This window comes from Marinospirillum celere (genome assembly GCF_900112235.1).
Taxonomy (GTDB): Bacteria; Pseudomonadota; Gammaproteobacteria; order Pseudomonadales; family Halomonadaceae; genus Marinospirillum; species Marinospirillum celere.
The window spans coordinates 821,653-847,604 of sequence record NZ_FOLH01000001.1 but is presented as its reverse complement, the minus strand read 5'-3'; the positions used below and the strand labels follow the sequence as shown (position 1 = coordinate 847,604).

28 protein-coding genes are annotated in these 25,952 nt (G+C 50.3%); 23 read left to right on the top strand and 5 right to left on the bottom strand.

From position 1 onward, the window contains the following. Positions 1-12: 12 nt before the first annotated feature. The 5 genes from BM185_RS04015 (at position 13) to BM185_RS03995 (ending at position 4,461) form a co-directional block, all read left to right on the top strand. On the top strand, positions 13-597 hold the full coding sequence (locus BM185_RS04015; RefSeq protein ID WP_091959564.1) for a class I SAM-dependent methyltransferase: 585 nt from the start codon (positions 13-15) through the stop codon (positions 595-597). Beyond that, positions 582-1,466 (top strand): bile acid:sodium symporter family protein, encoded by an 885-nt coding sequence (locus BM185_RS04010; RefSeq protein WP_091959561.1) that lies wholly within the window; start codon positions 582-584, stop codon positions 1,464-1,466. The genes BM185_RS04015 and BM185_RS04010 overlap by 16 nt, the downstream gene beginning before the upstream one ends. A 66-nt stretch (positions 1,467-1,532) precedes the next feature. Continuing rightward, positions 1,533-2,936 (top strand): 23S rRNA (uracil(1939)-C(5))-methyltransferase RlmD, encoded by a 1,404-nt coding sequence (rlmD, locus tag BM185_RS04005; protein WP_091959558.1) that lies wholly within the window; start codon positions 1,533-1,535, stop codon positions 2,934-2,936. Positions 2,937-2,979: 43 nt separating this feature from the next. After that, positions 2,980-3,348: an SgcJ/EcaC family oxidoreductase gene (locus BM185_RS04000; RefSeq protein WP_091959936.1), complete on the top strand. Its 369-nt coding sequence runs from the start codon at positions 2,980-2,982 to the stop codon at positions 3,346-3,348. Positions 3,349-3,399: 51 nt separating this feature from the next. Beyond that, positions 3,400-4,461 carry a carboxysome shell carbonic anhydrase domain-containg protein gene (locus BM185_RS03995; RefSeq protein WP_091959555.1) on the top strand — a complete coding sequence of 354 codons (1,062 nt, stop codon included), beginning with the start codon at positions 3,400-3,402 and terminating at the stop codon, positions 4,459-4,461. Here BM185_RS03995 and BM185_RS03990 read toward each other — a convergent pair. Next, the gene (locus tag BM185_RS03990; protein WP_091959933.1) at positions 4,450-5,184 is read right to left on the bottom strand and encodes a DUF3750 domain-containing protein; all 735 of its coding nucleotides are present in this window, start codon (positions 5,182-5,184) and stop codon (positions 4,450-4,452) included. The genes BM185_RS03995 and BM185_RS03990 overlap by 12 nt on opposite strands. 159 nt (positions 5,185-5,343) lie before the next feature. Here BM185_RS03990 and BM185_RS03985 point away from each other — a divergent pair, with 159 nt between their 5' ends. Further along, on the top strand, positions 5,344-7,236 hold the full coding sequence (locus BM185_RS03985; RefSeq protein WP_091959552.1) for a protein kinase domain-containing protein: 1,893 nt from the start codon (positions 5,344-5,346) through the stop codon (positions 7,234-7,236). Here BM185_RS03985 and BM185_RS03980 read toward each other — a convergent pair. After that, positions 7,146-7,496 (bottom strand): hypothetical protein, encoded by a 351-nt coding sequence (locus BM185_RS03980; RefSeq protein WP_091959549.1) that lies wholly within the window; start codon positions 7,494-7,496, stop codon positions 7,146-7,148. The genes BM185_RS03985 and BM185_RS03980 overlap by 91 nt on opposite strands. Before the next feature lie 8 nt (positions 7,497-7,504). After that, positions 7,505-9,373 carry a diguanylate cyclase gene (locus tag BM185_RS03975; protein WP_091959546.1) on the bottom strand — a complete coding sequence of 623 codons (1,869 nt, stop codon included), beginning with the start codon at positions 9,371-9,373 and terminating at the stop codon, positions 7,505-7,507. Positions 9,374-9,579: 206 nt separating this feature from the next. On the opposite strand from BM185_RS03975, the gene BM185_RS03970 reads away from it, so the two are divergent. Then, a complete protein-coding gene (locus tag BM185_RS03970; protein WP_091959543.1) occupies positions 9,580-9,972 on the top strand; it encodes a hypothetical protein in 393 nt (130 codons plus the stop codon). A gap of 39 nt (positions 9,973-10,011) precedes the next feature. Here the strand turns inward: BM185_RS03970 and BM185_RS03965 are convergent, their stop codons facing one another. After that, positions 10,012-11,724: a proline--tRNA ligase gene (locus BM185_RS03965; protein ID WP_091959540.1), complete on the bottom strand. Its 1,713-nt coding sequence runs from the start codon at positions 11,722-11,724 to the stop codon at positions 10,012-10,014. A gap of 51 nt (positions 11,725-11,775) precedes the next feature. Beyond that, positions 11,776-13,089, bottom strand: coding sequence for a peptidoglycan DD-metalloendopeptidase family protein (locus BM185_RS03960; RefSeq protein WP_091959538.1), 1,314 nt, complete (start codon positions 13,087-13,089; stop codon positions 11,776-11,778). 169 nt (positions 13,090-13,258) lie between these two features. Here BM185_RS03960 and BM185_RS03955 point away from each other — a divergent pair, with 169 nt between their 5' ends. The 16 genes from BM185_RS03955 to ybgF all read left to right on the top strand — a co-directional run bounded on the left by BM185_RS03955 (position 13,259) and on the right by ybgF (position 25,930). Next, on the top strand, positions 13,259-14,206 hold the full coding sequence (locus BM185_RS03955; RefSeq protein WP_091959535.1) for a LysR substrate-binding domain-containing protein: 948 nt from the start codon (positions 13,259-13,261) through the stop codon (positions 14,204-14,206). A 120-nt stretch (positions 14,207-14,326) separates the two neighbouring features. Next, entirely contained in the window at positions 14,327-14,587 is a 261-nt protein-coding gene (locus BM185_RS03950) for an FmdB family zinc ribbon protein (RefSeq protein WP_091959532.1), read from the top strand. Between the two features lie 89 nt (positions 14,588-14,676). Beyond that, positions 14,677-16,449, top strand: coding sequence for an aspartate--tRNA ligase (aspS, locus tag BM185_RS03945; protein WP_091959529.1), 1,773 nt, complete (start codon positions 14,677-14,679; stop codon positions 16,447-16,449). A 212-nt stretch (positions 16,450-16,661) separates the two neighbouring features. Then, entirely contained in the window at positions 16,662-17,411 is a 750-nt protein-coding gene (locus BM185_RS03940; RefSeq protein ID WP_091959526.1) for a YebC/PmpR family DNA-binding transcriptional regulator, read from the top strand. Between the two features lie 129 nt (positions 17,412-17,540). Continuing rightward, positions 17,541-18,107 carry a crossover junction endodeoxyribonuclease RuvC gene (gene ruvC / locus BM185_RS03935; protein ID WP_218149384.1) on the top strand — a complete coding sequence of 189 codons (567 nt, stop codon included), beginning with the start codon at positions 17,541-17,543 and terminating at the stop codon, positions 18,105-18,107. Continuing rightward, the gene (locus tag BM185_RS03930; RefSeq protein WP_091959520.1) at positions 18,107-18,772 is read left to right on the top strand and encodes a trimeric intracellular cation channel family protein; all 666 of its coding nucleotides are present in this window, start codon (positions 18,107-18,109) and stop codon (positions 18,770-18,772) included. Before ruvC ends, BM185_RS03930 begins: the two co-directional genes overlap by 1 nt. Continuing rightward, positions 18,769-19,374 (top strand): Holliday junction branch migration protein RuvA, encoded by a 606-nt coding sequence (ruvA, locus tag BM185_RS03925; protein WP_091959517.1) that lies wholly within the window; start codon positions 18,769-18,771, stop codon positions 19,372-19,374. The genes BM185_RS03930 and ruvA overlap by 4 nt, the downstream gene beginning before the upstream one ends. Beyond that, positions 19,374-19,586, top strand: coding sequence for a putative signal transducing protein (locus tag BM185_RS03920; RefSeq protein WP_091959515.1), 213 nt, complete (start codon positions 19,374-19,376; stop codon positions 19,584-19,586). Before ruvA ends, BM185_RS03920 begins: the two co-directional genes overlap by 1 nt. Positions 19,587-19,644: 58 nt before the next feature. Beyond that, on the top strand, positions 19,645-20,649 hold the full coding sequence (gene ruvB / locus BM185_RS03915) for a Holliday junction branch migration DNA helicase RuvB (RefSeq protein WP_091959512.1): 1,005 nt from the start codon (positions 19,645-19,647) through the stop codon (positions 20,647-20,649). Between the two features lie 12 nt (positions 20,650-20,661). Beyond that, the gene (gene ybgC, locus BM185_RS03910; RefSeq protein ID WP_091959509.1) at positions 20,662-21,072 is read left to right on the top strand and encodes a tol-pal system-associated acyl-CoA thioesterase; all 411 of its coding nucleotides are present in this window, start codon (positions 20,662-20,664) and stop codon (positions 21,070-21,072) included. Between the two features lie 34 nt (positions 21,073-21,106). Beyond that, positions 21,107-21,781, top strand: coding sequence for a protein TolQ (gene tolQ / locus BM185_RS03905; RefSeq protein ID WP_245751676.1), 675 nt, complete (start codon positions 21,107-21,109; stop codon positions 21,779-21,781). An 11-nt stretch (positions 21,782-21,792) separates the two neighbouring features. Beyond that, complete coding sequence (gene tolR, locus BM185_RS03900) at positions 21,793-22,236, top strand: protein TolR (protein ID WP_091959506.1); 444 nt, start codon at positions 21,793-21,795, stop codon at positions 22,234-22,236. 10 nt (positions 22,237-22,246) lie between these two features. Further along, positions 22,247-23,158 (top strand): cell envelope integrity protein TolA, encoded by a 912-nt coding sequence (tolA, locus tag BM185_RS03895; RefSeq protein ID WP_091959503.1) that lies wholly within the window; start codon positions 22,247-22,249, stop codon positions 23,156-23,158. Continuing rightward, the gene (tolB, locus tag BM185_RS03890) at positions 23,155-24,468 is read left to right on the top strand and encodes a Tol-Pal system beta propeller repeat protein TolB (RefSeq protein ID WP_245751675.1); all 1,314 of its coding nucleotides are present in this window, start codon (positions 23,155-23,157) and stop codon (positions 24,466-24,468) included. Before tolA ends, tolB begins: the two co-directional genes overlap by 4 nt. 94 nt (positions 24,469-24,562) lie before the next feature. Next, entirely contained in the window at positions 24,563-25,117 is a 555-nt protein-coding gene (gene pal, locus BM185_RS03885) for a peptidoglycan-associated lipoprotein Pal (RefSeq protein WP_245751673.1), read from the top strand. 18 nt (positions 25,118-25,135) lie between these two features. Beyond that, positions 25,136-25,930, top strand: coding sequence for a tol-pal system protein YbgF (gene ybgF / locus BM185_RS03880; protein WP_091959500.1), 795 nt, complete (start codon positions 25,136-25,138; stop codon positions 25,928-25,930). The last annotated feature ends 22 nt before the right edge of the window (positions 25,931-25,952 follow it).

Below are 25,952 nucleotides of genomic sequence, written 5' to 3'. Positions count from 1 at the left end.
CCGGAGTTGGGCATGTCTGGGTGGCTGCTGTTTTTGCTTCTACTGGTTTTTACAGTACTGGTATCAGTGGTGATGACTACCTGGCGAACCGGTATGTCACCACACCCTAGTCATACGATTGCACGTACCGCTATTTTCAGCGAAGTGAAACGGCTATTGGATGCAAGGCAGCCCCAGTGCCTGATTGACCTGGGTTCAGGCTGGGGCCACCTGGTTATTCCCTTGGCGCGGCAGTTTCCTCAGCATCAAGTGGTGGGGTATGAACTTTCTTTCTTTCCTTGGCTGGTCAGTGTGTTCTTAAAAAAACTGCTGCGCCTTGAAAACCTTGACCTGCATCGCAAGAATTTTCTGAAAGCTGATCTAACCGATGCCAATCTACTCATTTGTTATTTGGTATCTCCAACAATGGAGCAACTATCCAGCAAATTACAGCAATTGGAAAACAAACCTCGCTGGCTGATCAGTCATTTTTTTGCATTGCCAGAGTTTCAGCCAGTTAATCAATTTGAGCTTCCAGATTTGTATCGCTCACCTATTTATGTGTATTGTCTGGAAAAACAATCAAAAGAGTGCAACAACCCATGTTTGAAACCCTGACTCAAATCGGCTTACCCTTGGCTTTGATTTTTATTATGTGGGGGGTCGGTCTAACTCTTTCACCTGTGGACTTTAAGCGGGTCATTCAGCAGCCCCGCGGTTTTTTCCTGGGTGCCTTTGCCCAGCTGGCGCTTTTGCCATTGATTGCGTTGCTGATTATCTACCTCTTTGGTTTAAGAGGCGAAATTGCCATCGGTCTCTTCATTCTCTCTCTGTGCCCAGGTGGCGTGACTTCCAACCTCTATTCGTTTCTGAGCAAGGGTGATGTTGGGCTTTCTGTTTCTCTGACAGCAATGGTTGGCTTCATTACTCCCTTCACGATTCCTTTGTTGGGAGCCTGGTCGATTAACTTTTTCAGTGATGTGGACCCGGAATTTCAGCTGCCTATTTTTAAAACCTGGTTGCAGCTGATGATTATTACCGTCATCCCCGTGTTGATTGGCATGGCGACACGTGCGCGCTGGTCTTATTTTGCCGAGCGTTTTGAGCCTAAAATCAGCTTTTTCTCGGTTTTGGTGCTGGCACTGCTAATTTTTACCATTGCGGTCGACCTGGGTGCTGATCTTTGGCAGTACATTCTAATTTCTGGCCCCGCTGTAGTGGCTTTGAATCTGAGTACCATGTTGCTGGGCTATCTGCTTGGTAAATGGCTGCTGCATCGTGAAGATCAGTCGCGGACGATCAGTATTGAGGTGGGTCTGCAAAATGGCACCCTGGCCTTGCTGGTGACGACCGGTATTCTGCAGAGTTCGGCGATGTCGGTTGCCCCGAGTGTCTATAGCCTACTGATGTTTGCAACGGCAACTTTCTTTACTCTGGCTGTGTTGCATAAAGATAAGCGTCAACAAGCAACGTCTCAGGAAAGCTGATCGATTTGCGCTGTTCTTCAGGAGGGCTTAGTATCCTCACCCTCCTGAAGATCCGAGTAATTCACGATGAGCAGCCTTTTCAGCAAGCCCCGTAAACAGTCCGCAAAATCCAAGAAGGAGCCGCCGCAGCCAAGATATCAGCCAGAGGCTGCGACTAACCCCTTTGCTGAAGACTTTCCCCATGCCTTACAGGTCCTCCGCCTCAGCCATGAAGGGCGGGGTGTTGCCCGCACAAATGAAGGCAAAACTGTGTTTATTGAAGGCGCTTTGCCGGGAGAATGGGTAACTTACAAGGTTCGTAAGACGCTGAGCCGCTACGATGAAGCCGTAATAGACCAACTCCTGCAAGCCTCACCTCAGCGCCAGGAAGCCTTCTGCCCTCACTATGTCAGTTGTGGTGGCTGTCAGCTTCAACATCTGCAGCAGGATGCTCAATTGGCTTTTAAGCAGCAACTGGTTGCGGAATTGCTGGAATACCCGGAAGCAGACATGGCAGCCCCTCTGACAGCCAGCCCCTTTGGGTATCGTCGTAAAGCCCGCTTGGGTATTAAATGGCGAAAGGATGGCCGTTTGCTCTTGGGATTTCGGGAAAAGAATTCCGCATTTGTAACGGCTACACCTGAGTGCAAGGTACTGATGCCAGAGCTGCAGGCACTTTTACCTTTACTCTATGAGTTCTTACCAAAACTGGAAGGCCGCAAACACCTGGGGCACCTTGAATTGATTCAGGGCGATCAGCAGCTGGGTTTGGTTGTTCGTCTGCTAAGGCCTTGGGCACGCATGAGTCCGGTTGATCGGCGTCTTTGGAAAAATTGGGCTGAAAAACAGCAACTGCAATTGGTTTTTCAGGAAGACCAGGGTTGGGTTGTTTTGGATGAAGAAGCGGGTCAACCTGCTTTTAGCTACACCCTTAAAGACTTGGACTTGGAGTTTAGCGTTGGTGATTTTGTTCAGGTTAATCCTGAGATTAATCGTCAGATGGTGGATCAGGCCATGCAATGGCTGGATCTAAAAGGTGATGAACGGGTCTTGGATCTGTTTTGTGGCTTCGGCAATTTCAGCTTGCCTCTGGCTCAAAAAGCAGCCCAAGTCTTGGCAGTGGAAGGCCAACAAGAGCAGGTGGCTAGAGGGGAGCACAATGCTGAAAGAAATCATTTGGCGGCTAAGTTGAATTTCTTGGCAGCAGACTTGAATCAACCGCTTAAACAACAGCCTTTTATTGATCAGCCCTGGGATCTGGTTTTGCTTGATCCACCGCGTGCTGGCGCAGATCACCTTTGCAAAGAAATCCAGCTTTTGGGTGCGAATAAGCTGCTTTATGTTTCCTGTGACCCTAATACCCTGGCCAGAGACACGAAAACCTTGCAAAGTCAGGGCTATCGTTTGAAACACTTGGGAATTATGGATATGTTTCCGCAGACCTCACATGTAGAGACCATGGCGCTATTTATTGCACCAGTGGATGCTTAGCTTTAACATCTGCGCTACTTACTATTCAAAAAATGATCCAACCATGACTGAAAGCCAAGTATTAGAGCTGTTTGAATTATGGAACCAGGCCCTCCAGTCAGGTGATCCCCGTAAAGTTGCTGCCCTCTACGCTCGCGAGCCAGTGTTGTTACCCACCTTGTCGAATAAGGTTTGCCAAAACCGGAAAGATGTTACTGCCTATTTCGAACGCTTTCTAAAAATGCAGCCAGAAGCTCGCCTGGATGTTTCGCATATTCGTATTTTGGATGAAGTAGCCATACATTCAGGGCTCTATAGTTTTTTACTGCATGCAACCGATGAGCAGGTCCAGGTTCGTTTTACCTTTGTATATCAGAAGCTGGAGGGTGAGTGGCAGATTCTTGAGCACCACTCATCACGCATGCCGGAGTAGTCACATTAGCTTTTAAGAAAGACACTTCATGTCCAGGGGAGAATAAAAATAATGCCAGGTGAGATCCATACGCAGCCTATCCAAGAACGGCTTGATTGGTTGATGAACTTGAGTCGCAACCATTCTGACCAGTTTTGTGACCCTGAAAACTATCTGGCCCGTCAGCGTTATATGGCGGAGCACCCGACCCATATTATTGCCCTCAAGTGTATGGATGGACGCTTGCATTTGCCCCATGCTACGCGGACCCCCTTGGGTATTATTCGACCTTTTCGTAATCTGGGCGGCATTTTTGATCTTGGCTGGCCCTATATGGGCGATCTTTTGGAAAGCAGTGTTATGGAAGCGATTAATGCCGGTCGCCGCGTGCTTATCATCATCACTTATCACTACTCCAAGGGTGATAAATCACGGGGGTGTGCTGGCTTTAACTGCAATAAAGAAGCAGCGATGGAGCATGCCCAGGATATACGTAACCAGGTAGAAGCCATTTTTGGTCGGGATCATCAGACGGTTTATCCCCTGGTGTGTGGTTTTGAAACCGATGAAGATGCCCTGATTCTGCACAGTACCCAAGGTGATTTGTTGGATTTGTCTAGTTTAGAGGAGTCTGATTTACCCGGTATTCCTCAAAAACTGCAACAGCTATTGCCAGATATGCCATCCCAGGTACGTCATGATCTTTTACCTCTGGTTGAAGGTAATATTCAACACAGCCAGGAAATGCGTGCGCTACAACGTCACCTGGACATAGAGCATCGGGAATGGATGATTTGTGTTGGGCGGGGTTTTGATTTTTTACATGCTCCCAATGTGGCTTTGATTATCGGGCCTTATAGCCCGGATCTTTCAGACCCGATACTCAAGGCTGCAGGCATTATTCGCAGCAATATGGAACAGGGGCGCATCCCGGATGATGGTTTCTTGCTGCTGTCATCGGCTCCTTACATGGAGCCTGGGCCTGATGCCGCCCGTGCTGAGTTAAAAGCCAGGTTTATGGCTGATTTTGCTGCTCAGGTTATTCAGGAGCAACAGCCGGAATTAGCCAAGAAAATGATTCAACGTACAGCAAGGCTGCATTGGCCCACTCGGCGCTTGGATCTAGTCAGCTAAGTGAGCTGCAGCTTCAGTGGGGGCTAGAGGCGAGGGTTCTGGAATAGCCCAGGGATCACGCATACTGAGTTGCCCGATGCCGGGTAGTTTGACCCCCAAATGCCAGGGGTCGATGCCCAGGTTTAAGCCCAAGAGGTTGACCTCCAGCCCTTCATGAATGCCTGCGGTGACACCCAGATAGCCAAATAAGGAAGCCTGAAAGCCAGTTGCGCGCGGAGAACGATTAAAACCTGCCGTAGCCGGGTAATCCTTACCGATGGCTGTATTGGGCAGCACGACACGCAGTTGCGGTGTTTCTCTGATCAACCAGGCAACAAAGGTATTGCTGTTGGGGCCTGGCCAGGCTTCATAGCGATCTGGATAAGGATAGGTTTGCACCGCATCGAGAATATGGGGAATGGCTGCAGCGGCTTGATCACCGCGCAATTCAGCCAACAATTCAGGCTGGGCGCCATACCAAAAACGATCGGGAAGGTCGGGTAAGGAACGTACCGGCGTGGAATGCCAGCCCATGACTTCATGCACATACCAGGTGTCGGCGCCTTCTTCTTTGGTGGCTATCCAGGTGTGTACTGCAAAATTACCTCGCCAGCCAAAAACACGGGCGGCATACACCTGGACCAGGGCTTCCTCTACCTCTTCCGGCTTGGGAGCTACTCCTGAGCTATCGCGGCTTGCCTGAGACCAATGCGACGTATTCTGTGAGCCTGCACAGGCGACCATGAGCAGGGGACCTAGCAAAAAGACAGTGACAACCAGCAGACTACGTAAAAACCATTTTATACTTGCAAATAAAGGCACAGTGCTTTCCGGGTGGTTTTAGGGTTAGTATTCATCAATAAGAACGAAACCTCTGTTCAAGGTTCAATTTATGAGTGGTCTATGACAGCACCAACGTCTTTGCTGCAGCAGTTCTATATTAATGAAGAGCAGTCCATTTATTTGATGAGTCATGAAGATGCTCGCAAAATTAAGGACTGGATACAACTCTGTGAGGATCAGTTGGCACAACTGGGCTTTACAGGTATCGAATTGGTGGGCAAGGGTGCTTTTGGTTTTGTATTTGGTGGTCGCTCTGAAACCGGCTTGGATTATGTTTTTAAATTCTCTCGCATTAATCTGCCTCGAAAGGTCCAGGACCGTTTGGAAGAAGAAGCCTGGATGCAGGGTCGTGTAATCCATCCCTATATTCCCCGTTTGTATGAATATGCACGTCTGGCCCGTCAATCCGTTTTAGTGATGGAAAGGGCGAAGGGCAAGGATCTGGAAGCCTTGTCACTTCAGTGTGGTCGCCTTGCACCCCGTTTGGTTCTTAAAATTGCTTGGCAGTTGGTGGAAGTGCTGAAAACTCTGAGAAGTTATCAGGAAAATCAGCAGCTGGCACCTATCGTTCATGGTGATATCAAACCTTCCAATTTGGTCTTTGATCCAGAAACCGAAACCATCAAACTGGTGGATTGGGGGTCCAGTGTTTTTGCCCAACTCGATGCCAAAGGCCAGCCAGTCGGAACGAGTGCTCTAGGTTTGGCCAGTCAGGGTGAGGAAACCAATGCGCGTCTGGGTGATGTCTTTTTCATTGGCGAAGAACAGCTCAATGGCCAGTTAAGTTCACCGCGTTTTGATGAACAGGGCATGGCCGCTACCCTTTATGCTTTGGCTTCAGCACAATCCTGTCGCTATGGCTACCAGGCGATCCCTGCAACGGCCTTGGGTTTGCCCCAGGTTTTTGCTGAAACCCTTCAAGCACTTCTGGAAGGCGATCGTGAGGTACGTTATCAGGCAGGTGATCGCCTCTTGTCTCAGGCTCATCACCTAAAGCGCTGGGTTTTGAATGATCTGGAAGAGCCCGAAATGAAGCCAGACCTGCCGGTTTGGGTCAGTGAGGATTTTGAAGATCTGGAAACCGTGGTTTATAGCTCCCGTAAGAGTTTTCTGCGCCAAGAACAGGTGGATTTGACTGCCCTAGTGGGGGTGGATGATGTGGAACTGGATAAATACTATCGCAACTTTATGCACGGCATGGGGGATACGGAAAAAGCCTTTCTGGCAGCAGTTAGTCGTCTAGGGCGCTATCCCTTGCTGGGTGGCTTGGCGATTCACTGGAAGGAGAAAGGGATTCTGGTTGATTCCAGTTTAAAGCTCCATGATCCAGCCCTTAAAAAATCCTTTATTGATTCGGTTAATAATTTGGTCACCTTGGCTCAGGCGATAGATAGACCCAATGCGGTCTTTAAATGCTGTATGTTCGATGCACGCTCCACCCGTCACCTGGAAAGGAAAGACCCTTCCGAGCCCTTTGTTCCCGGTGCTGATTGGCAGCTTCCTTACGAAATTCATCCGGCTCCTGCAGTAGAAGACCCCAGTCGTAGTCACTCCTATTTTGAAGACGGTGATGATCCTGATGAGCTTTTACAGTTGCCAGCAGCCATTTTGGATGAGATTGCCCGTTTGAATACTATCAGGCACACAGGCTTGATTATCTTTGAGGTGCTGCCCAGGCATTTGAAAGTACACAGTTATTATGTGCTTTTGGACGCTGAGCGGGAGGCAGAATTTGTGGGTTGCCTGGAAAGAATCAAGGCGGCTATTCCACAGATTACAGGCCTGGGTGTGTCCGGGTTTATGAAGATGCCCTATAAGAACACGCGCCAGTTGGAGCCCAGGTCACGCCTGCCGGATCATTTTTACCCACTAAAGAAAATGACCAGGCCTCTTAGTGTAATCCCGAAAATACCCAATGACAGGAAGACAAAAATACAGGCCAGCAGCCAATAAAACCCTCTGGCCAGCTTGTTTTTAATTCGTGCCAGTAAACCCAGACTGCTCTGGGCTGGAGGCAGGTTACGAAAGAGGGTCAGAAAACTGTAGGCCAAAAGTGACCAGAGCAGCAACAGCGTGCCGGGTATCAGCAGGTGCTGGTAGCTGGAGACTAGTAGGCTAAAAGTAACGACGGCCAAACCTATAAGTGCTAAGACCAGGCTGGCTGGCCGTAACCAAGCCAGCCGCTGAGTTAAGCGTTCAAGATAGGATAGCAAAGCATCTCCTAGTATTTCTCGGTTCCCACCCAAAGATCAGGCGTAAAACGAACGACCTGATTACGCCCACCATCCTTGGCAGCATACAGGGAAACATCAGCAAATTTAAGTACCTGCCAAAATGCCTGACCATCATTGGGAAAGTCGGCCAGTCCTGCGGAGATGGTTTTGTTGAGAAGTACACTACCAGCATTAAATTGATGGCTTTCCACCGCCTTGCGAATTTTTTCGGCAACCTGAAAGCCAGCCTCGGCATCGGTGTCGAGAAGAATGATCAGGAATTCTTCGCCGCCATAGCGAATGATCAGATCCGATTCTCTAACGTTGGCTTTAAAAATGTTGGCCAGATCGATCAGGATGGTATCACCGACATCATGACCATAGGTGTCATTGACGGTTTTGAAGTAATCCAGGTCTAGCATGATCAGTGTCATCGCGCTTTCGCGCCGCTTGCACTGATTGACCAGCGTATCCGAATATTCTTCAAGGAAACGCCGGTTGCGTAAACCTGTCATAGCATCATTCAAAGTCGATTCACGCAGACTGGCCATCAAGCGTTTGGCTTGAAGTACGGGAGCTGCTTCGCGCAGATAGGATTCAAGTAAGGGACGAGCCGCTTCTGCCTGCTCGACTTCTGCAGGGGTATTTAAAACCAGCTGAACGACACTGCCGACACCCCCTGACTGAATCACAGGCAGGCAAAGGTAGGTCCTGTTGCTTTGGCGTGCTTCTATAGAGAAAGAGCGGCAAATCAGGCTGTTTTCTCTGCCATCAATGGCATGGCCGGTACGCACTGCCCGACAGGCGGTACACTTTTCATTGATATCTGGATTACACCAGTAAGTGGGTGCCTGGGCGATACCATCGACATCCATGGTGTTGATAACTTTCCTATTGTGATCCACTTCATAGATGGAGTAGTTGGGGAAATGAAACACATCCCGGACAACTTCAGAAATCCTTTGAAAAACCTCTTCACTGGTTTCGTCTTCTTCAATGGCTTGCTTAAACTGGGCAACCTTGACCAGTCCTGAAACTGTTTCAGCCGTGTCTGCCAGGAGATCGCCCTTTTGGCGGGGACTGGATTGAACCAGGTGAGCAACATTACGGCGTATTTCTGTCAGTTTACAGACGATGCCGTCAGCAAGACTATTGAAGTGCTGAGCTATAGCACCGATTTCATCATTACTGCGTTGGGTCACACGAACACTGAAATCCCCCTCTTTGGCTTTTTTGACAGCACCTTCAATTTCGTGGGCTGTGGTTACCAAGGGCTGAAGCATCCGGCGTAAGAAGGCTAATGAAATAAGTGCAAAAATGATAACCGCAAGGATGAGCGCCGAGACCGTCATGATTGCTGCTGTGCGCATATGGTCGATGGAGGCGGTTAAGGTCACGGCTCCTAATACTGAACCTTCCGGAACTGCATGGCAGTTCAGGCAATTGACATCACCCTTGCTGGTTGCAACATAAGGAATAGTGGCACGAAACTCAGGTGATAAGCGTCCACCGATCAAGGTATAAACAGGTTCTCCTGTTTGTAGAACCTGGAAGTCAATAGAGTCAGGGTTGGTTTCTATCGCCAGACCGTTGCCAAACTGTTCTTCGACCAAGTTGCCACGAATGACCCTGACTTCATCAAGGCCGTCGACCTGGGCAATGCGCTGCAAAAGAGAGTCTCGTTTGTGCATGGTGCCGTTGAGCATGGATTCAGTCAGCGCCACGCGGATCATTTCTGCAGCTGTTCGTGTATGCTCGGTTGCTGCCCTGATTGAAAAGTCCCGGAAGGAAGCGAGACTGGCCAGAGTGATGACCAGCGTTAGTGTCAACATGACCGATGCTAATGCCAGCAGCGTTTTGGTTTGTAATCGAAGCACGTGAAACTCTTCCTTGTTTTTTATTTGAGATTCAGATGTGAACAAACTTTTACATTATTTGAACATTAAATTAAAGCCTGAGGCCGATATTTTGTAGATAAAGCTTGAGCTGGCTCAGGTTTGTTAACAAAAACATACATATAGGCCTGAGCAGGTTTTTGGCTTATCATCGGTTGATGCAGGCTGATTGCTAGGGGAGAGGAACGGTGCTTGAAAGTGAACGTTGGAAGAAAAGATACGAAGGGCCTGAAAGGCGCAAGGGCAAGGACCCAGTGTTGCATAGTATTTCAGTTTTGGGGGCGGTTTCCTGGATTCTGATGATACCGGTTTTTTTCTTGATTGATCGAGCCCGGCCGGAAGTGGAAACCTTTATTGAACGCTGGCAGGGAATTGTCATCGATCCCAACTGGGATGCCGAAACCTTTCGCTACGCTGTTTTTTTGCTGGTAATCATCATGGTCTTATCGGCAATAGGCTTGTTTTTGAGTAGTCTTCGCAGCAAGCGAAAAACGGATTCCATTCGCTTAAATCTGGTAGTGGTTTTTGGTCTTGCTTTTGTAGGGACGGCCTATTATCTCGGACGTTTTGTGTTCAGCTGATCAGCAGCCACCCTTGAGATGACTGCTGCCCCAGCTTGATTAGACGTTACCGAGCTGCTGTTGGATGAAGGCAAGAATTTCCTCGGCAGGAACCATGCTCGCTTCGCTATCACGGCGACCCTTGTATTCCAGTTCACCATTTTTCAGGCTACGCTCACCAATCACAATCCGGTGGGGGATGCCAATCAATTCCAGATCAGCGAACTTGGAGCCAGGGCGCTCATCACGATCATCCAGCAGCACATCAATGCCTGCTGCCGTCAGTTCCTGATAAAGCTTCTCTGAAGTGTCGCGGACTAGTTCGGACTTGTGCGCATTCATGGGCACCAGCGCGACTTCAAAAGGCGCGATGGCATTCGGCCAGATAATGCCTGCATCGTCATGGTTTTGTTCGATAGCAGAAGCAACGATGCGGGTCACGCCGATGCCGTAGCAGCCCATGATCATGGGTACGGACTTGCCATTTTCATCCAGCACTGTCGCGTTCATGGCTTCGGAATACTTGGTACCCAGCTGGAAAATATGCCCCACTTCGATACCACGCTTAATCAGCAGCTTGCCCTGGCCGTCGGGGCTGGGGTCACCTTCAACAACGTTACGCAGGTCGGCGACTTCGGGCAGGGGTAGGTCTCTTTCCCAGTTGATTCCAAAGTAGTGTTGGCCATCAATGTTGGCACCGGCACCAAAATCACTCATTTTTTCGACCGAGCGATCAATAATACAGGGGATAGGTAGTTTGATCGGTCCCAGTGATCCAGGGCCCGCACCTATGGCCGCCTTGATTTCTTCGTCAGTCGCCATTTCCAGCGGGCTGGCGACCTGTGGCAGATTGCTGGCCTTGATTTCATTGAGTTCATGGTCGCCACGGATAATCAGCGCGATCAGGCCGCCTTCGGCAGCTTTCACCACCAGAGTTTTAACAGTTTTCTCAATCGGCAGGCCAAATTGTTCTACCAACTGGGCAATGGTTTTGGCATCGGGTGTATCCACCAGTCGTAGTTCTTCTTTAGCCTGGCTACGCTCAGTTTCACGCGGTAGAGCTTCAGCTTTTTCGATGTTGGCGGCGTAATCTGAGGTATCGGAAAAAACAATATCGTCTTCGCCGGAATCTGCTAGAACATGGAATTCATGGGAGCCGGTGCCGCCAATAGAGCCGTTGTCCGCAATCACCGGGCGAAAATCCAGGCCCAGGCGGGTAAAGATATTACTGTAGGTGCGATGCATCACCTCATAGGTTTCTACCAGAGACTCCTGGTTGAGGTGGAAGGAGTAAGCGTCTTTCATGATGAATTCACGGGCACGCATGATGCCAAAGCGGGGACGAATTTCATCACGGAACTTGGTCTGGATTTGGTAAAAATTGGCAGGCAGCTGCTTATAAGAGCGCAGTTCTTTGCGAACCAGGTCGGTAATTACCTCTTCGTGGGTGGGGCCAACACAAAAATCCCGGCTGTGGCGGTCCTGTAGGCGCAGCAATTCCTTGCCATATTCATCCCAGCGACCGGACTCCTGCCAGAGTTCAGCCGGTTGTACGCCGGGCATTAGGACTTCCTGAGCACCTGATTTATCCATTTCTTCACGAACAATCCGCTCTACCTTGCGTAGGGTGCGCAATCCCAGAGGTAACCAGGTGTAAAGGCCAGAACCGAGGCTGCGTACCAGGCCCGCTCTCAGCATCAGCTGATGGCTGATAACCTGAGCATCATTGGGAGTTTCTTTTAGGGTGGCAATAAGCAATTGTGAAGCGCGCATGAATGTTCTGTACCTTTGATTTAAGTGTTTTTTACTCTTGAGTAATCTGTGTTAATTGTTTTGTCGGGGAAGCAATAAAGCCAGTTCCTCCAGCATTAATTGGTTGTCCAGGCCTGCAAATAGCTTTTCACTATGCTTTTTGAAGTCTTCCAAGTCTTCATTATCCAGGCGTTCTACACTAGGCAGTTCAACCCGCATGGCATCGACTGGGCGGCCATTGATGTGGAGTTCATAATGCAAATGGGGTCCAGTGCTGCGTCCTGTATTACCGGTTTGGGCAATACGTTGACCTCGCTTTACGCTATCCCCACGATTGACCAGAAAGCGGTGTAAATGCAGGTAGCGGGTGGTATAACCTTGGCCATGGTCGATGACCAGGTAGTTGCCACCAAAAGGGTGCCAGCCGCGTCTAACCACACGGCCATCGGCGGGTGAAACAACAGTGGTTCCTGTTGGGGTGGCAAAGTCAGTACCGTGGTGAGGAGTGACTCGACCAGTAATTGGGTGGCGACGACTCAGGTTAAAGTGAGAGCTGATTCTATACCGCTGCACCAAGGGGATACGGTTGAAGGGTGGAATCAGGCTTTCACCTTCAGGTGTGTAGAAGCGGCCATCACCTTGATGGCGGGCAGCTCGAATTTGCATACGTTGGCCGCTGTAGTCAAAAGCCAATAGACGGGTGGAGTAGGGTGAAGGGTCACCGGTTAACCATTCTTGTTCGATCAGCAGACTGAAGGTATCACCATCCCGGGCGTCACGGCGTAGTGGTAGATGGCGGTCAAGAGCAGCAGCTATAGCGCCTTCCTGTCCTGCAATTTCAGGCATTTCGCGCAAGCTGTTAGATAATACGCCATTTAGGGTGCCTTCCAAACGCAGGAGGCGCACTTCACGTTGAGTTGACAGCTCATTGAAGCTGAAACCCTGTGCTTCACGTTGCCATTCCACGCCTTCAGCACGGTTGCGCCATACCCGCAGGACTAACAACTGGCCATCCCTGCTGGCCAACCATTCAATATGCTGGCCCGGATGAATTCGGTTAAGGTGGCTGGCGCCTTCCTGGTCAAGCAGCTGATAAAGGGTGCCCAGAGGTAGATGCCACTTTTGCTGCCAGAGGTGCGACAAACGGTCGCCCTGCTGTAGAGTATATTGGTCCCAGTCAGGCGGTGGTGACAAGGGTGGAATCAGGGCATTGTGGAAATCGGTTGCTTCCAGTGCCGCCATGACTTCTTGATCAGAGGGGGGTATTTGTTCTTCCTCAGCAGGTGTTCCCAGCCAGTAAAGCAGCAGCAAAGATACCGCCAAGACACTGCCCAGAGTGAGCAAAGGTGCCTTAAGGCTGGGGTAGGTTAAGAGGCGTTTGAGCATTGGCAACCTAAATCATGATCCTGGCGAGGGTGGAAACCTGCAGATAATAAGCAACTCAGCGAGCGGTATACTATAACAAGTCGCTCTTTAGAAGAACAAATTCTTGTTACCAGCGCACTTATTTGGTGCTGAATCGGTTAAAATATTTCTTTTTTTTTGAGATAACCTTGTGAACCTAGAAGTTAAATGGCTAGAAGACTTTGTCGCTTTGGCTGCCACGCGCAGTTTTTCGCAAGCGGCCAAGCGACGTTTTGTCACCCAGCCAGCATTCAGTCGCCGTATCCAGTCCCTGGAAAGGTCAGTTGGCTGTACCCTGGTAGATAGAGGCAAATCCCCCCTCGAATTGACCGCAGATGGCCAGCTGTTTTTGATCACCGCACGTAATGTCGTTGAGCAATTGGGTGAGGCCTTGCGTCATTTGCGAGGCTTGGATCCTGCGGCTATCCAATTGCTGGAATTTACGGTTGCCCACTCCTTGGCGTTTAACTTTTTCCCCCAATGGCTGGATAAATTGCAAAAAGTGGTGGGCGAAATTAATTCCCGTATGACCGCCATGAATGTCGGTGAAGCAACCCATGCTCTTCGGGAAGGCCGTTGCGATTTAATGCTGGCCTACCATGACCCCTTGGGGACCCTGCAGCTGGATCACGCCCACTTTCCTTCTTTGCGTATGGGTGGCACCGAAATGTTGCCTGTATGTGCGCCTGCCGCTACAGGTCGCTCACTCTACTCACTTGATAGCAATCAAGAGCAGGAAGTTCCTCTCTTGGCTTATACTCAGGGTGCCTTTCTGGAAAGATCTTTGCGCCTCCTCTTGCGTCAGAAACCTGTAGGTCTGCAATTCAAGACGGTTTATGAAACGGCCATGGCCGAAGGGCTGAAAGGAATGGCTTTGCAGGGGCGAGGCGTTGCCTGGATACCGCGTCTTAGCGTGGAAAGAGAGTTAGCTGAAGGCAAGCTGGTGATTTGCGGCAGTGAGCAATGGATTATCCCTTTGGAAATACGCCTTTACCGCTGTACGCTGGTGCACAAACCCTTGGTGGAACGCCTTTGGGAGCGCTTGGATAGTGACCAGGCTCAGGCAGAAGTGGCTGTGGGTGCAGAGACCTTGGCGTAAGGGGGCGTCTCTAGGCTATAATGCTGCCCCTTGAAATGGGCTGCTTGCTGCCCTATTTAATATTCTGCTTATTTTAAGCTTTACCTTGAGTTTAACCCTTTGCAGTTGAGGCAAAAAGCCATGCCCATTTACGAATATCAGTGCCAGGCCTGTGGTCACCATTTGGAAATCATGCACAAGATGAGTGAAGAACCCTCGAAAGAGTGTCCTCAGTGCAAGCAACCTGAGTTAAGCCGTCAGATTTCGGCGGCGGGTTTTCGTCTGGCCGGTGGCGGTTGGTATGAAACCGACTTTAAGAGCGGTAGCAAAAAGAATCTGGCCGATTCAGGCGGCTCCTCCTCGAAAAGTGACTCAGGCACTTCGGCTGCCCCGGCAGCCTGAACAGGTCTTAACCTTTTTGCAGGGCCTTGGCCCTGCTTTTTGTTTTTTGAATTTTATCTTCGAACCTCTCGTTAACAGGAATTTTTTCTATGCGCAGCCATTACTGTGGCGACTTGAACACAAGTCATCTGGATCAGGAAGTTGAACTCTGCGGCTGGGTCCACCGCCGCCGTGATCATGGTGGGGTTATTTTCCTGGATCTCAGGGACCGTAATGGTTTGGCTCAGGTAGTGGTTGATCCGGATACTGAAGAAGCCTTTGCTCTGGCCGACCGTGCTCGCAACGAATATGTGCTCAAGATCAAAGGGCGCGTACGTCATCGCCCCGAAGGTACTGTCAACACCAATATGCCAACCGGGGAAATTGAGGTCTTGGCTAAGGAAGTTGAAGTACTGAATAGCGCAGAAACGCCACCTTTCCAGCTTGATGAGCATGGCAAGGTCGGTGAAGAAGTGCGCTTGAAATATCGCTATGTTGACCTGCGTCGTCCAGAAATGGCGGAAAAGCTGCGTTTTCGTTCACGCGTGACCCACCAGATACGCAACTATCTGGAAGACCAGGGTTTTCTGGATATCGAAACCCCGATCCTGACCCGTGCCACCCCCGAAGGGGCCAGGGACTATCTGGTGCCCAGTCGTACCCATCAAAACCACTTTTTTGCCTTGCCTCAATCACCCCAGCTGTTTAAACAGCTGTTAATGGTGTCCGGTTTTGATCGCTACTACCAGATTGCCAAATGCTTCCGTGACGAAGATCTGCGTGCTGACCGTCAGCCTGAATTTACCCAAATCGACCTCGAAGCCTCTTTTGTTAACGAAGATGACATCATGGGCGTGGCTGAAGGTTTGATTCGTAAGATCTTTAAAGAGTCCAAGGATGTTGATCTGGGTGATTTCCCGCGCATGCCTTATTCCGAGGCCATGAACCGCTATGGTTCTGACAAACCCGACCTGCGCATTCCATTGGAGCTGGTGGATGTGGATGATTTGATGCAAGGCGTTGATTTCAAGGTCTTCTCTGGCCCTGCAACGGACCCCAGGGGGCGGGTTGCTGCCCTGAAGGTTAAAGGTGGTGCCGAGCTGTCACGCAAACAAATTGATGACTACACCAAATTTGTTGGTATTTATGGTGCGCGTGGCCTGGCCTGGATTAAGGTTAATGAGAAAGCCAAAGGGCTGGAGGGCTTGCAATCACCCATTGTTAAATTTATGGAAGGCGTGGTTGATGAACTGCTGGCGCGTGTCGGTGCAGAAGATGGCGATATTATCTTCTTTGGTGCTGACAAGACCAAGATTGTTAATGAAGCCCTGGGCGCGCTGCGCTGCAAGCTGGGTGAAGACCTAAACCTCTACACTGCAGACTGGGCACCTCTTTGGGTTGTCGACTTCCCCATGTTTGAAGAAGAGGATGACGGTAGCCTGAGTGCACTGCATCACCCCTTTACGGCACCTCTCTGTAGTCCTGAAGAGTTGAAAGCCAGCCCAGGCGGGCAGCTGTCGCGTGCCTATGACATGGTGCTCAATGGCACTGAGCTGGGTGGTGGTTCCATTCGTATCCATGATCAGAAAATGCAGGAAGCCGTATTTGATGTGCTGGGTATTGATGAAGCGGAACAGCAAGAGAAGTTCGGCTTCCTGCTGGATGCCCTAAAATTTGGTGCGCCCCCGCATGGTGGCCTGGCCTTTGGCCTGGATCGCCTGATGATGCTGATGACCGGTGCCAAATCCATTCGTGAAGTCATTGCCTTCCCGAAAACCCAGTCAGCAGCTTGTGTTATGACCGATGCACCGGGTGAAGTCAGCCAAGCGCAGTTGAAAGAACTCAACCTGCGCTTGCGCGCCAAGCCTCAGGCTGAAGAATAAAAAGTCAGCTCCTTCTAGTGGCTCGCTTCACGGCAAGATTGCCTGCGACCAGCTTTACAGGGATGTAAAGCGCGAGTGTTTATACTCAGGGAGGTATAGTCACTCGAAAAGCAGGCTGTCTTGCAAAAGTGAAGCCCCAGATCGCGGTGGGGCAACCTTGTCGCGAAGCCGACAGACTTCTGGTAAATCAATAGTTAGGTTGGAGAACGTCAATGGCAGGTCATAGTAAATGGGCCAATATCAAGCATCGTAAGGCGGCGCAGGATGCCAAGCGGGGCAAGATTTTTACCAAGTTGATCCGGGAGCTGACCGTGGCTGCCCGGGCCGGTGGTCCTGAGCCAGCTGACAACCCCCGCTTGCGTGCTGCCGTGGACAAGGCTCTGTCCAATAATATGACCAAAGACACCATTGAAAGGGCAATTGCCCGGGGTGCCGGCACTAATGATGCTGATAACATGGAAGAAGTGGTTTATGAGGGTTATGGCCCCGGCGGCGTTGCTGTCTTGGTCGACTGTGTTACGGATAACAAAAACCGTACTGTTTCTGATGTGCGCCATGCGTTTACCAAAACGGGCGGTAATCTGGGCACTTCTGGTTCCGTCGCTTACTTGTTTAACAAGCGTGGCCGCATTAGCTTCAATGCCGATATTGGTGAAGAAGATGTTATGGAGGCGGCGCTGGAAGGCGGGGCTGAAGACTTAGTGACTAACGTCGATGGTGGCCTGGATATCTTTACAGACCCTGCCAACTTCGGTGCCGTCAAGGATGCGTTGGCGGAAGCAGGTTTTGAGCCGGCTTCAGCGGAGGTTTCCATGTTGCCAGATACCTACTCGGAAATCACTGATGTTGAGTTGGCCCAAAAGGTGCTCAAACTGGTTGATATGTTGGAAGACCTGGATGATGTCCAGGAAGTCTACTCCAACGCCGATTTCAGTGATGCTGTAATGGAGCAGCTGAATTGAAAGAGTTAATGAACGAAACGAGCGCCGAGGATACAAGGCAAAATTTCTCGAAGAAGCGGAGTTTACATCGAGTAAATGAGCAATCTGAGAGAAATTTTAACGCAGTAGCATCTAGCGTAGTAGTGAATGATGCTTATTCTGGGTATTGACCCTGGCTCGCGCATCACCGGTTACGGTCTGATCCATGCCGAGGGCAGCCAGATGCACTATCACGCCAGTGGCTGTATTCGCATCCAGGCCGATACTCTGGCTCAGAAACTGGCACAAATCTATGCCGGTATAGCCGAGCTGGTGGTGCAGTATCAGCCTGATCAGGTAGCGATTGAGCAGGTTTTTATGGCCAAAAATGCCGATTCAGCCCTGAAGCTGGGGCAGGCACGGGGTACGGCGATTGTTTGTGTTGCCAATCACGGCCTTGAGCTCAGTGAATACTCCGCCAAGGAGGTCAAGCTGGCCGTGACTGGGCGGGGCGGGGCGGATAAAAGCCAAGTCCAGCATATGGTTAAGTCACTCCTTAAGCTCTCGGCGACTCCCCAGGCCGATGCGGCTGATGCCCTGGCCATAGCCCTTTGCCATGCCTATACCGCCAGTGGTCTGGTTGCCCTTTCTGGTCAGCTAGGTGCCAGTAAAAAAGGCAGTAGCTGGCGGCACTTTGATCCGGCCAGTCTGGCTAAACGAACCAAGCGATCTTCCTGATGAACTTTGATCTTCCCCTGTTTATTTTTTCTTTGGACCTTTTTGGTACCGTGGTCTTTGCGATTGCCGGGGTCTTGGCTGCTGCTAAGCGTCGCCTAGACCTTTTTGGTGTGGTGGTGGTTGGCACAGTCACTGCTATCGGTGGTGGCACCCTGCGGGATTTGATTCTGGGGCGTTTACCGGTGTTCTGGGTGCAGGATACTCTCTATATCACCCTGACTTTTATTACCTCGGTGATTGTCTTTGCCTTGGCCCGCAAGATCCGCTTTCCCCATCGGGCGATTCAGGTAGCCGATGCCATCGGCCTGGCGGTATTCACGGTGATCGGTGCCAATGTTGCCCTTTCGCTGGGACATCCTCCTATGATTGCAGTTGTCACTGGGGTGATGACGGCCGTTTTCGGTGGTATTGTGCGGGATGTACTGACAGCCGTTAAACCGATGATTTTTGAAAAAGAAATCTATGCCACAGCGGTTATGGCTGGGGCCTTTGTTTATGTCAATCTGACATGGTTTCTACCGGATTCCTGGGAAACCTTTAATACTCTGTTGGCGATGGGCGTAGTCTTGGGTTTGCGCCTGGCGGCGATTCACTGGCACCTGCATCTACCGGTGTTTTTAAGTATTGAAGACAAAGACAAGCTTGAAGCTAAGGAAACAAAATGATTGGACGTTTGCAGGGCGTATTGGCCGAAAAGCAGCCTTCCTGGGTGATCCTGGATGTTCAGGGTGTGGGTTATGAGGTGGACTTGCCCTTGTCGGTCTTTGCTGGCCTGCCTGCACTGAATGAACCTCTGACCTTGTGGATTCACCAAGTCATTCGTGAAGATGCCAATCTGCTGTATGGCTTTGCCCGCCTGGAAGATCGGCAATTGTTTCGTGAGCTCATTAAAGTCAGCGGTATTGGTCCCAAGGTGGCTCTAGCTATTCTTTCATCCCTGGAATCCAGACAGCTGTTAACAGTGATTCAGGAAGGTGACTTGCAGTCGCTGACCCGTGTTCCTGGTATCGGCAAGAAAACTGCCGAGCGCCTGCTGGTTGATCTTAAGGATCGCTTGAAAAGCTGGCAGCCTCAGCAGATGGCCAAACTGGAACTGCCCATGGATGCCCAGCAACCCAAAACAGATCACCGTGCTGAAGCTGAAGCAGCGCTTATTGCTTTGGGTTACAAGCCCACCGAGGCCAGTCGCGCCCTTTCAGGTATAGACCCGGAAGGTAAGGATACCCAAGCCCTGATCAAAGCTGCACTGCAAAGTGTTAGCCGCTAATGCAACTGGTTTATGAAGCTAGTGATATTCTGGAAGCCCATATCGTGGCGGGTATGCTGCGTTCGCGCCACCTTGAAGTCTATGTCGATGGTCATTACCTGCACGGTGCTATCGGTGAAATGGCACCAACAGGCTTTGCCCGGGTTTATGTCAGTGAAGAGGATTTTGCTCTGGCCTGGCAACTGGTTGAAGATTACAAAAAAGCTGAATAGCCTGTTTCTCTGTTAGAATGCTCTCCTGAATTTGCCAGCTTACAGGAAGCCCCCTGCCGTGATTGAAAGCGACCGCCTTGTAGTAGCAGAAAGCCTGCCGCAGGAATCCAACCAGGACCATGCCATCCGCCCCAAGCGCCTTGCTGAGTATACCGGTCAGCCCCAGGTGCGCGAGCAGATGGAGATCTTCATCAGTGCTGCGCGGGGTCGTAAAGAAGCCCTGGACCACACCCTGATCTTTGGGCCGCCCGGCCTTGGTAAAACCACTTTGGCGAATATTATTGCCGAAGAAATGGGCGTGCATATTAAAAGCACCTCAGGCCCGGTGATGGAAAAAGCGGGTGACCTGGCGGCCATGCTAACCAACCTGGAAGAAGGGGATGTACTTTTCATTGATGAAATCCATCGCCTGAACCCTGCTGTTGAAGAAGTGCTCTATCCAGCGATGGAAGACTACCAATTGGATATCATGATTGGTGAAGGCCCGGCAGCTCGTTCCATTAAGCTTGATTTACCCCCTTTTACCCTTGTCGGTGCGACAACCCGAGCCGGTTTGTTGACGGCTCCTTTGCGCGATCGTTTTGGCATCGTCCAGCGTCTGGAGTTTTATTCCGTGGCAGATCTGACGGGCATAGTGACTCGTTCAGCCAAGCTTCTAGGCCTGCAAGCCGATCAGGGTGGGGCAGAAGAAATTGCCCGACGCTCCCGGGGAACGCCGCGCATTGCCAACCGTTTGCTGCGCCGGGTCAGGGATTTTGCTGAGGTAAAATCTGATGGCTCGATTACCAAGGAATTGGCTGACTTGGCGTTGAATCTACTGAATGTCGATACTCATGGTCTGGATCATATGGATAGGCGTTTGTTGCTGGCGATGATGGAAAAATTTGCCGGGGGGCCAGTGGGCGTGGAAAGCCTGGCTGCAGCCATTTCCGAATCCCGGGACACCATTGAAGAAGTGCTGGAGCCTTATCTCATTCAGCAGGGCTTTATGATGCGCACAGCGCGCGGGCGGCAGGTCACTCAATTGGCCTGGCTGCACTTTGGTTTAACAGCGCCTGATTAAGTGGAGAATGAAATGTCGTCATTCGGTGACAAGCGCTTTTGCTTGCCTATTCGTGTCTACTATGAAGATACCGACGCAGGTGGTATTGTTTACTACGTTAACTACCTGAAATTCATGGAAAGAGCCAGAACAGAATGGTTGCGCACCTTGGGTTGGGATCAGTCGACTCTGGATGTGCTTTTTGTCGTGCGACGGGTTGAAACTGACTATTTACAACCCGCACGTCTGGATGACTTTTTGGACGTTGATGTGCAACTGGAAAGTGCAAAAGGTGCCAAACTGACTTTTTTACAGCAGGTAAGCCGTGGCGCGGAACTTCTTTGTCAAGCCAGGGTCGACGTAGCCTGTGTTGATCGAAGTCGTTTGAAGCCTTGTCGTTTACCCAAAGACATGATTGCTGCCCTGACCAGAGTAGCCAGTTAAGAATTTTATTGATTGAAGTTTCAAGGAGTCCAAGTTGCAAGAGCTAACTTTCTGGAAAATGGTCTTTCAGGCCAGCTTCTTTATTCAGTTTTTGATGATAGCCCTGCTGGCGGGCTCTATTATTTCCTGGATCTCAATTTTCCAACGTTGGCAGGTATTTCGTGTTGCCAAGGAAGCGCACGATGAGTTCAGAGAGAGGTTCTGGTCCGGCATAGAATTAAACGAACTTTTTAGAGATACCGACCCTTATGAAGTCCAGGGTGCTGAAAGAGTGATCTATTCAGGCTTTAAAACCTTCAATCGCATCCGTCAGAAAACCACGGATCCTGAGCCCATTCTTGAGGGTGTTGAACGCTCCATGCGCATTGCCCTGGCGGAAGAGCAGGATCGCCTGCATTCTGGCCTGCCGCTGTTAGCAACCATCGGCTCGGTGAGCCCGCATATTGGCCTCTTTGGGACTGTCTGGGGCATTATGGAAGCCTTCAAAAGTCTGGCGGGTGTTCAGCAGGCGACCTTTGCAGTGGTAGCTCCAGGTATGGCAGAAGCACTGATGACAACGGCTATGGGCCTATTTGTAGCCATACCTTCGGTGATTGCTTATAACCGCTACATTGCTTCCAGTGAAAGCCTGCTAAATCATTATGAAAACTTTGCCGATGAGTTTTCAGGTATTTTGCACCGCAGCCTGATTACCAAGAAAGCGGATTAGGAAAGCTGAAAATGCGCAAGCAAAGGTTACGTCGCAGCCCTCCAAAGCCGCCAATTTCTGAAGTCAATGTTCTGCCCTACATTGACGTAATGCTGGTGCTTCTGGTTATTTTTATGGTCACCGCACCTATTTTGACTCAAGGGGTCGATGTAGAGCTGCCCGAAGTGACTTCTGAACCCATCCAAACTGATGAACAAAATGAACCCCTGGTCGTGGCTCTGGATGCTGAGGGTAATTATTACCTGGAAAGAGGGGCTGACTCAGATGATGCCCTGACCTTGGAAGAATTGATTGATCAAGTGGCTCGCTTCAAGCGTCAAAATCCCGACTTGCCGGTCTTGGTTCGAGGGGATCGGCGGGTTGCCTATGGTGAGGTGGTGATTTTGATGAGCCGCTTGCAAGGTGCTGGTGTGACCCAGGTTGGTTTGATTTCCAAGCCACCTGAAGATCGCTAGGGAGTTGTTGGTGAAGCCTGCCAATCTGCCATTATCGGTTGTCCTTACTCTGGGTGTGCACCTGTTGGCGGGAGCGCTCCTCTTCTGGCAAGGTGGTCAGATGCGTGACCGCATGCCGGAACCGACGCCTGAGATCATCCGTGCTCAGGTGGTGGCTCAGGACCCTGCAGATGCCCGACGTGCAGCAGAAGCCGCACGCCAGGCTGAAGCCCAGCGCCAACTGCAACAAAGAGAAGCAGAAAGAAGGCGTCAGCAAGAGGCGGAACGTCAGCGCCAGCGAGAGGCAGAAGAGCAACGCCGCCAAAGGGAGCAGGAAGAAGCGAGGCGTAGAGCAGAAGAGCAGCGCCGCCAAGAAGAGCAGGCCCAGCAAGAGGCTGAACGCCAAGCCCAGCAGGAAGCAGAGCGTCAGCGTCAACTGCAGTTGCAACGTCAGCGTGAAGCTGAGCAAAGGGCACGAACTGAAGCTGAGCAACAGCGTCAGCAGGAAGAAGAGATACGTCGTCGTGTCGAAGAAGAGCGAGCAGCTGAGGCTCGACGCCAAAGGGAAGAAGAAGCCAGAATTCGCGAAGAGTCCCAACGGGCGCGTGAAGAAGCCCGTGCAGAGCAGGCTGAAAGAGATGCTCAAGCCATTGCGAATATGGAAGGCGTGATTTTTGATCTGATTGCCAGTCAATGGACCCGGCCACCAGGAACCAGCAGTGACTTGGAGGCTTTGATAAGAATTCGCTTGCTAGGGACTGGTGAACTAGCACCTGATGGTATTAGAGTGGTCGAATCCAGTGGAAACGCGGCTTTTGACCGTTCAGCAATCCAGGCTATTGAAAGGGCAGCCCCCTTTCCCCTGTTGCAGTTGGAGTCTCGGCAAAGAGAAGCTTTCCGAGTTATTGACCTGATCTTTTCACCTGAGGATTTGGCACTGTGATTTTTAAGTTTCTAAAACCTGTGCATTTACTGCTTCTGATCCTGTTATTAGTCAGCCTTCAAGCGCATGCCAATCTGACGATACGGATTACCCAAGGCAGTGATCAAGCGACTCCCATCGCTGTTGTTCCTTTTGCTTGGCAGGGATCAGGGGCTTTACCGGAAGATGTTGGTAGAATTCTGGCCGATAACCTGGAAAGAACAGGGCTGTTTGCTCCTGTTCCCCGAGAGAACCTGGTTAGCTTACCTTCCCGGGGTTCAGAAGTTATTTATCGGGATTGGCGGCTACTCAATGCTAATTATCTGGTAATAGGCTCTATTCAGGAGCAAGATGGTCGCTTAAGGATTGCCTATGAACTCTTTGATGTGATCAGCCAGGAAAGAATACTAGGTGAAACCGTCACTGCCCGACCTGAACAGCTGCGTTCACGAGCCCATTTTATCAGTGACCGTATCTATGAAAAACTGACTGATCAGAAAGGGATTTTTTCCACGCGTCTAGCCTATGTCACTGCCGAACAATTAGATGGACGTGCTGAGTACCGCTATCGTCTGCATATTTCTGATGCTGACGGACAACGCTCTCGCACTATCTTGACTTCACGCGAGCCTATTTTGTCGCCCGACTGGTCGCCGGATGGAAGTAAGCTGGCTTATGTTTCTTTTGAACGGGGTCGGCCTGCAATCTTTATTCAAGAAGTGGCAACTGGTGAACGCTATCAATTAACGAATTTTCGTGGGCTGAATAGTTCACCAGCTTGGTCACCGGATGGTACACGCTTGGCAATGACCCTCTCCCGGGATGGAAGTCCGGAAATCTATATTTACCATTTGGAACAGCGTCGCTTAACTCGGGTGACTCACCATTACGCAATAGATACTGAACCCTCATGGTCGCCCGATGGAAAAAATCTTATCTTTACATCGAGTAGAAGTGGCGGACCCCAGATTTATAAAGTAAATTTGCAATCAGGCCAGATAAAGCGCGTGAGTTTTGAAGGCAACTACAATGCTCGAGCTCGTTACTCACCTGATGGCAGTGAAGTTTTTATGATACATCGGGAAAGTGGAGGTGGACTCTTTAGTGTAGCTGCGCTTAATATGGAAACAGGAAGACTTAGGACCTTGACGACCTCACCTTTAGATGAATCGCCAAGTGTTGCGCCCAACGGTAGTATGGTTGTCTATGCATTGATGCAAGATGACCAGGGTATTCTAGGTGTTGTTTCTACTGATGGCAGAATTCGTTATGAATTACCAGCAGAAAGGGGAGATGTCAGGGAACCGGCCTGGTCACCTTTCCTGAATTAACAGGCTTGAAAATTACCGGTTAAAGTTTCGTACCGAATGGGCTAGACTCATTGGTGGAATAACTAAAATCTTCTTAAAAAATTGGGAGAAGGATATGGATCTGATGAAGTACAGCAAACCTTTCGCTCTGGCAGCAATTCTTGCTTTGGTTGCTGGTTGTGGTGGCGGTGCAGCTACCCAGCCAGGTGATGAGGATGAAGTCACTGCTGATGAAGTACATGTATCTGATGATGCTGAAGCAGCAGCTGCTGGTGATGAAGATGCTGCACGTGCTGAGGCAATGGAAGATGAAGCGGCAGCGCGCGATGCCGTTCAACGTCCTGAAGTAATGACCATTTACTTTGATTTTGATAAGTCCAACATTCGCAGCGAGTTCTATGACGACCTGAATGCGCATGCGGCTTACCTGCAAGCCAATCCAGATGCACGTGTCGTTCTGGAAGGTCACACCGATGAGCGGGGTACTCGTGAGTACAACATGGCTCTAGGTGAGCGTCGTGGTAACTCCGTACAGCGCTATCTGTCTTTGCAGGGCGTAAGCGGTGACCAAATGGAAGTTGTCAGCTACGGTGAAGAGCGTCCAGTGGTTCGTAACGCTCAAACTCGTGAAGACCATGCTAAAAATCGTCGTGTTGAATTTATTTACTGATAACAGGACATCTCTGGCGTGAAAGCAATTTATGACAGCCAAAGTGTCAGAGTAAAAACAGGGGCCATTTATGGCCCCCGTTTTATTTTGGCCAGTGTACTTTTATTTTTGTGCTTAATGAGTGTGCAAGCAGGCGCAGATAACCGCAATACAGCAGTTATTCAGGCGGAACTTTTTATGCAGCTTGAACAATTGCAAGTGGAAGTTCAAAACCTGCGTAATAAGGTTGAACGCCAGGAAAGAGCTCTGTCACAAATGCAGGATGAACAGCGCCGTCGCTATATTGATCTCGATGAGCGCCTACAGGATCACAGTAAGCGCCTGGGTGACTTGGAAAGTCAGGAGTCCAAGCAAGCTAGTGAAAGAGCTGTGGACTCCTCCGCAGTGGACCGACAGCTATCCGAACCTCTTCCCAGTAGTACCAATAATGGTGGTTCAGGTCGTTTGACTGACCGTGAAGCTTACGCTAAGGCTTACCAACTGGTGCCTGAACGAAAATTTGAAGAGGCCATCAAGGCATTTCAGGATTTTATTAGAAATTACCCTGAGTCCCGTTTAGTGGGTAATGGTTATTATTGGATCGGTGAGATCTATATGGCCCAAAACAGGACACGGGATGCTGAAAAAATGTTTGAAGCAGTTGTCCGGCGTTATCAGGACAGTTTTAAAATTGCTGACTCCAAATATAAACTGGGTTTGATCTATTCACGCTATGGCAATGAAGATCAGGCCAAAGAGATGATGCAAAATATCATCAATGAACATCCCCGCGAGCCTGCAGCCGAATTGGCTCGTACTTGGCTGAATCGTTAACACTCTTAGTTGGACTCATGAC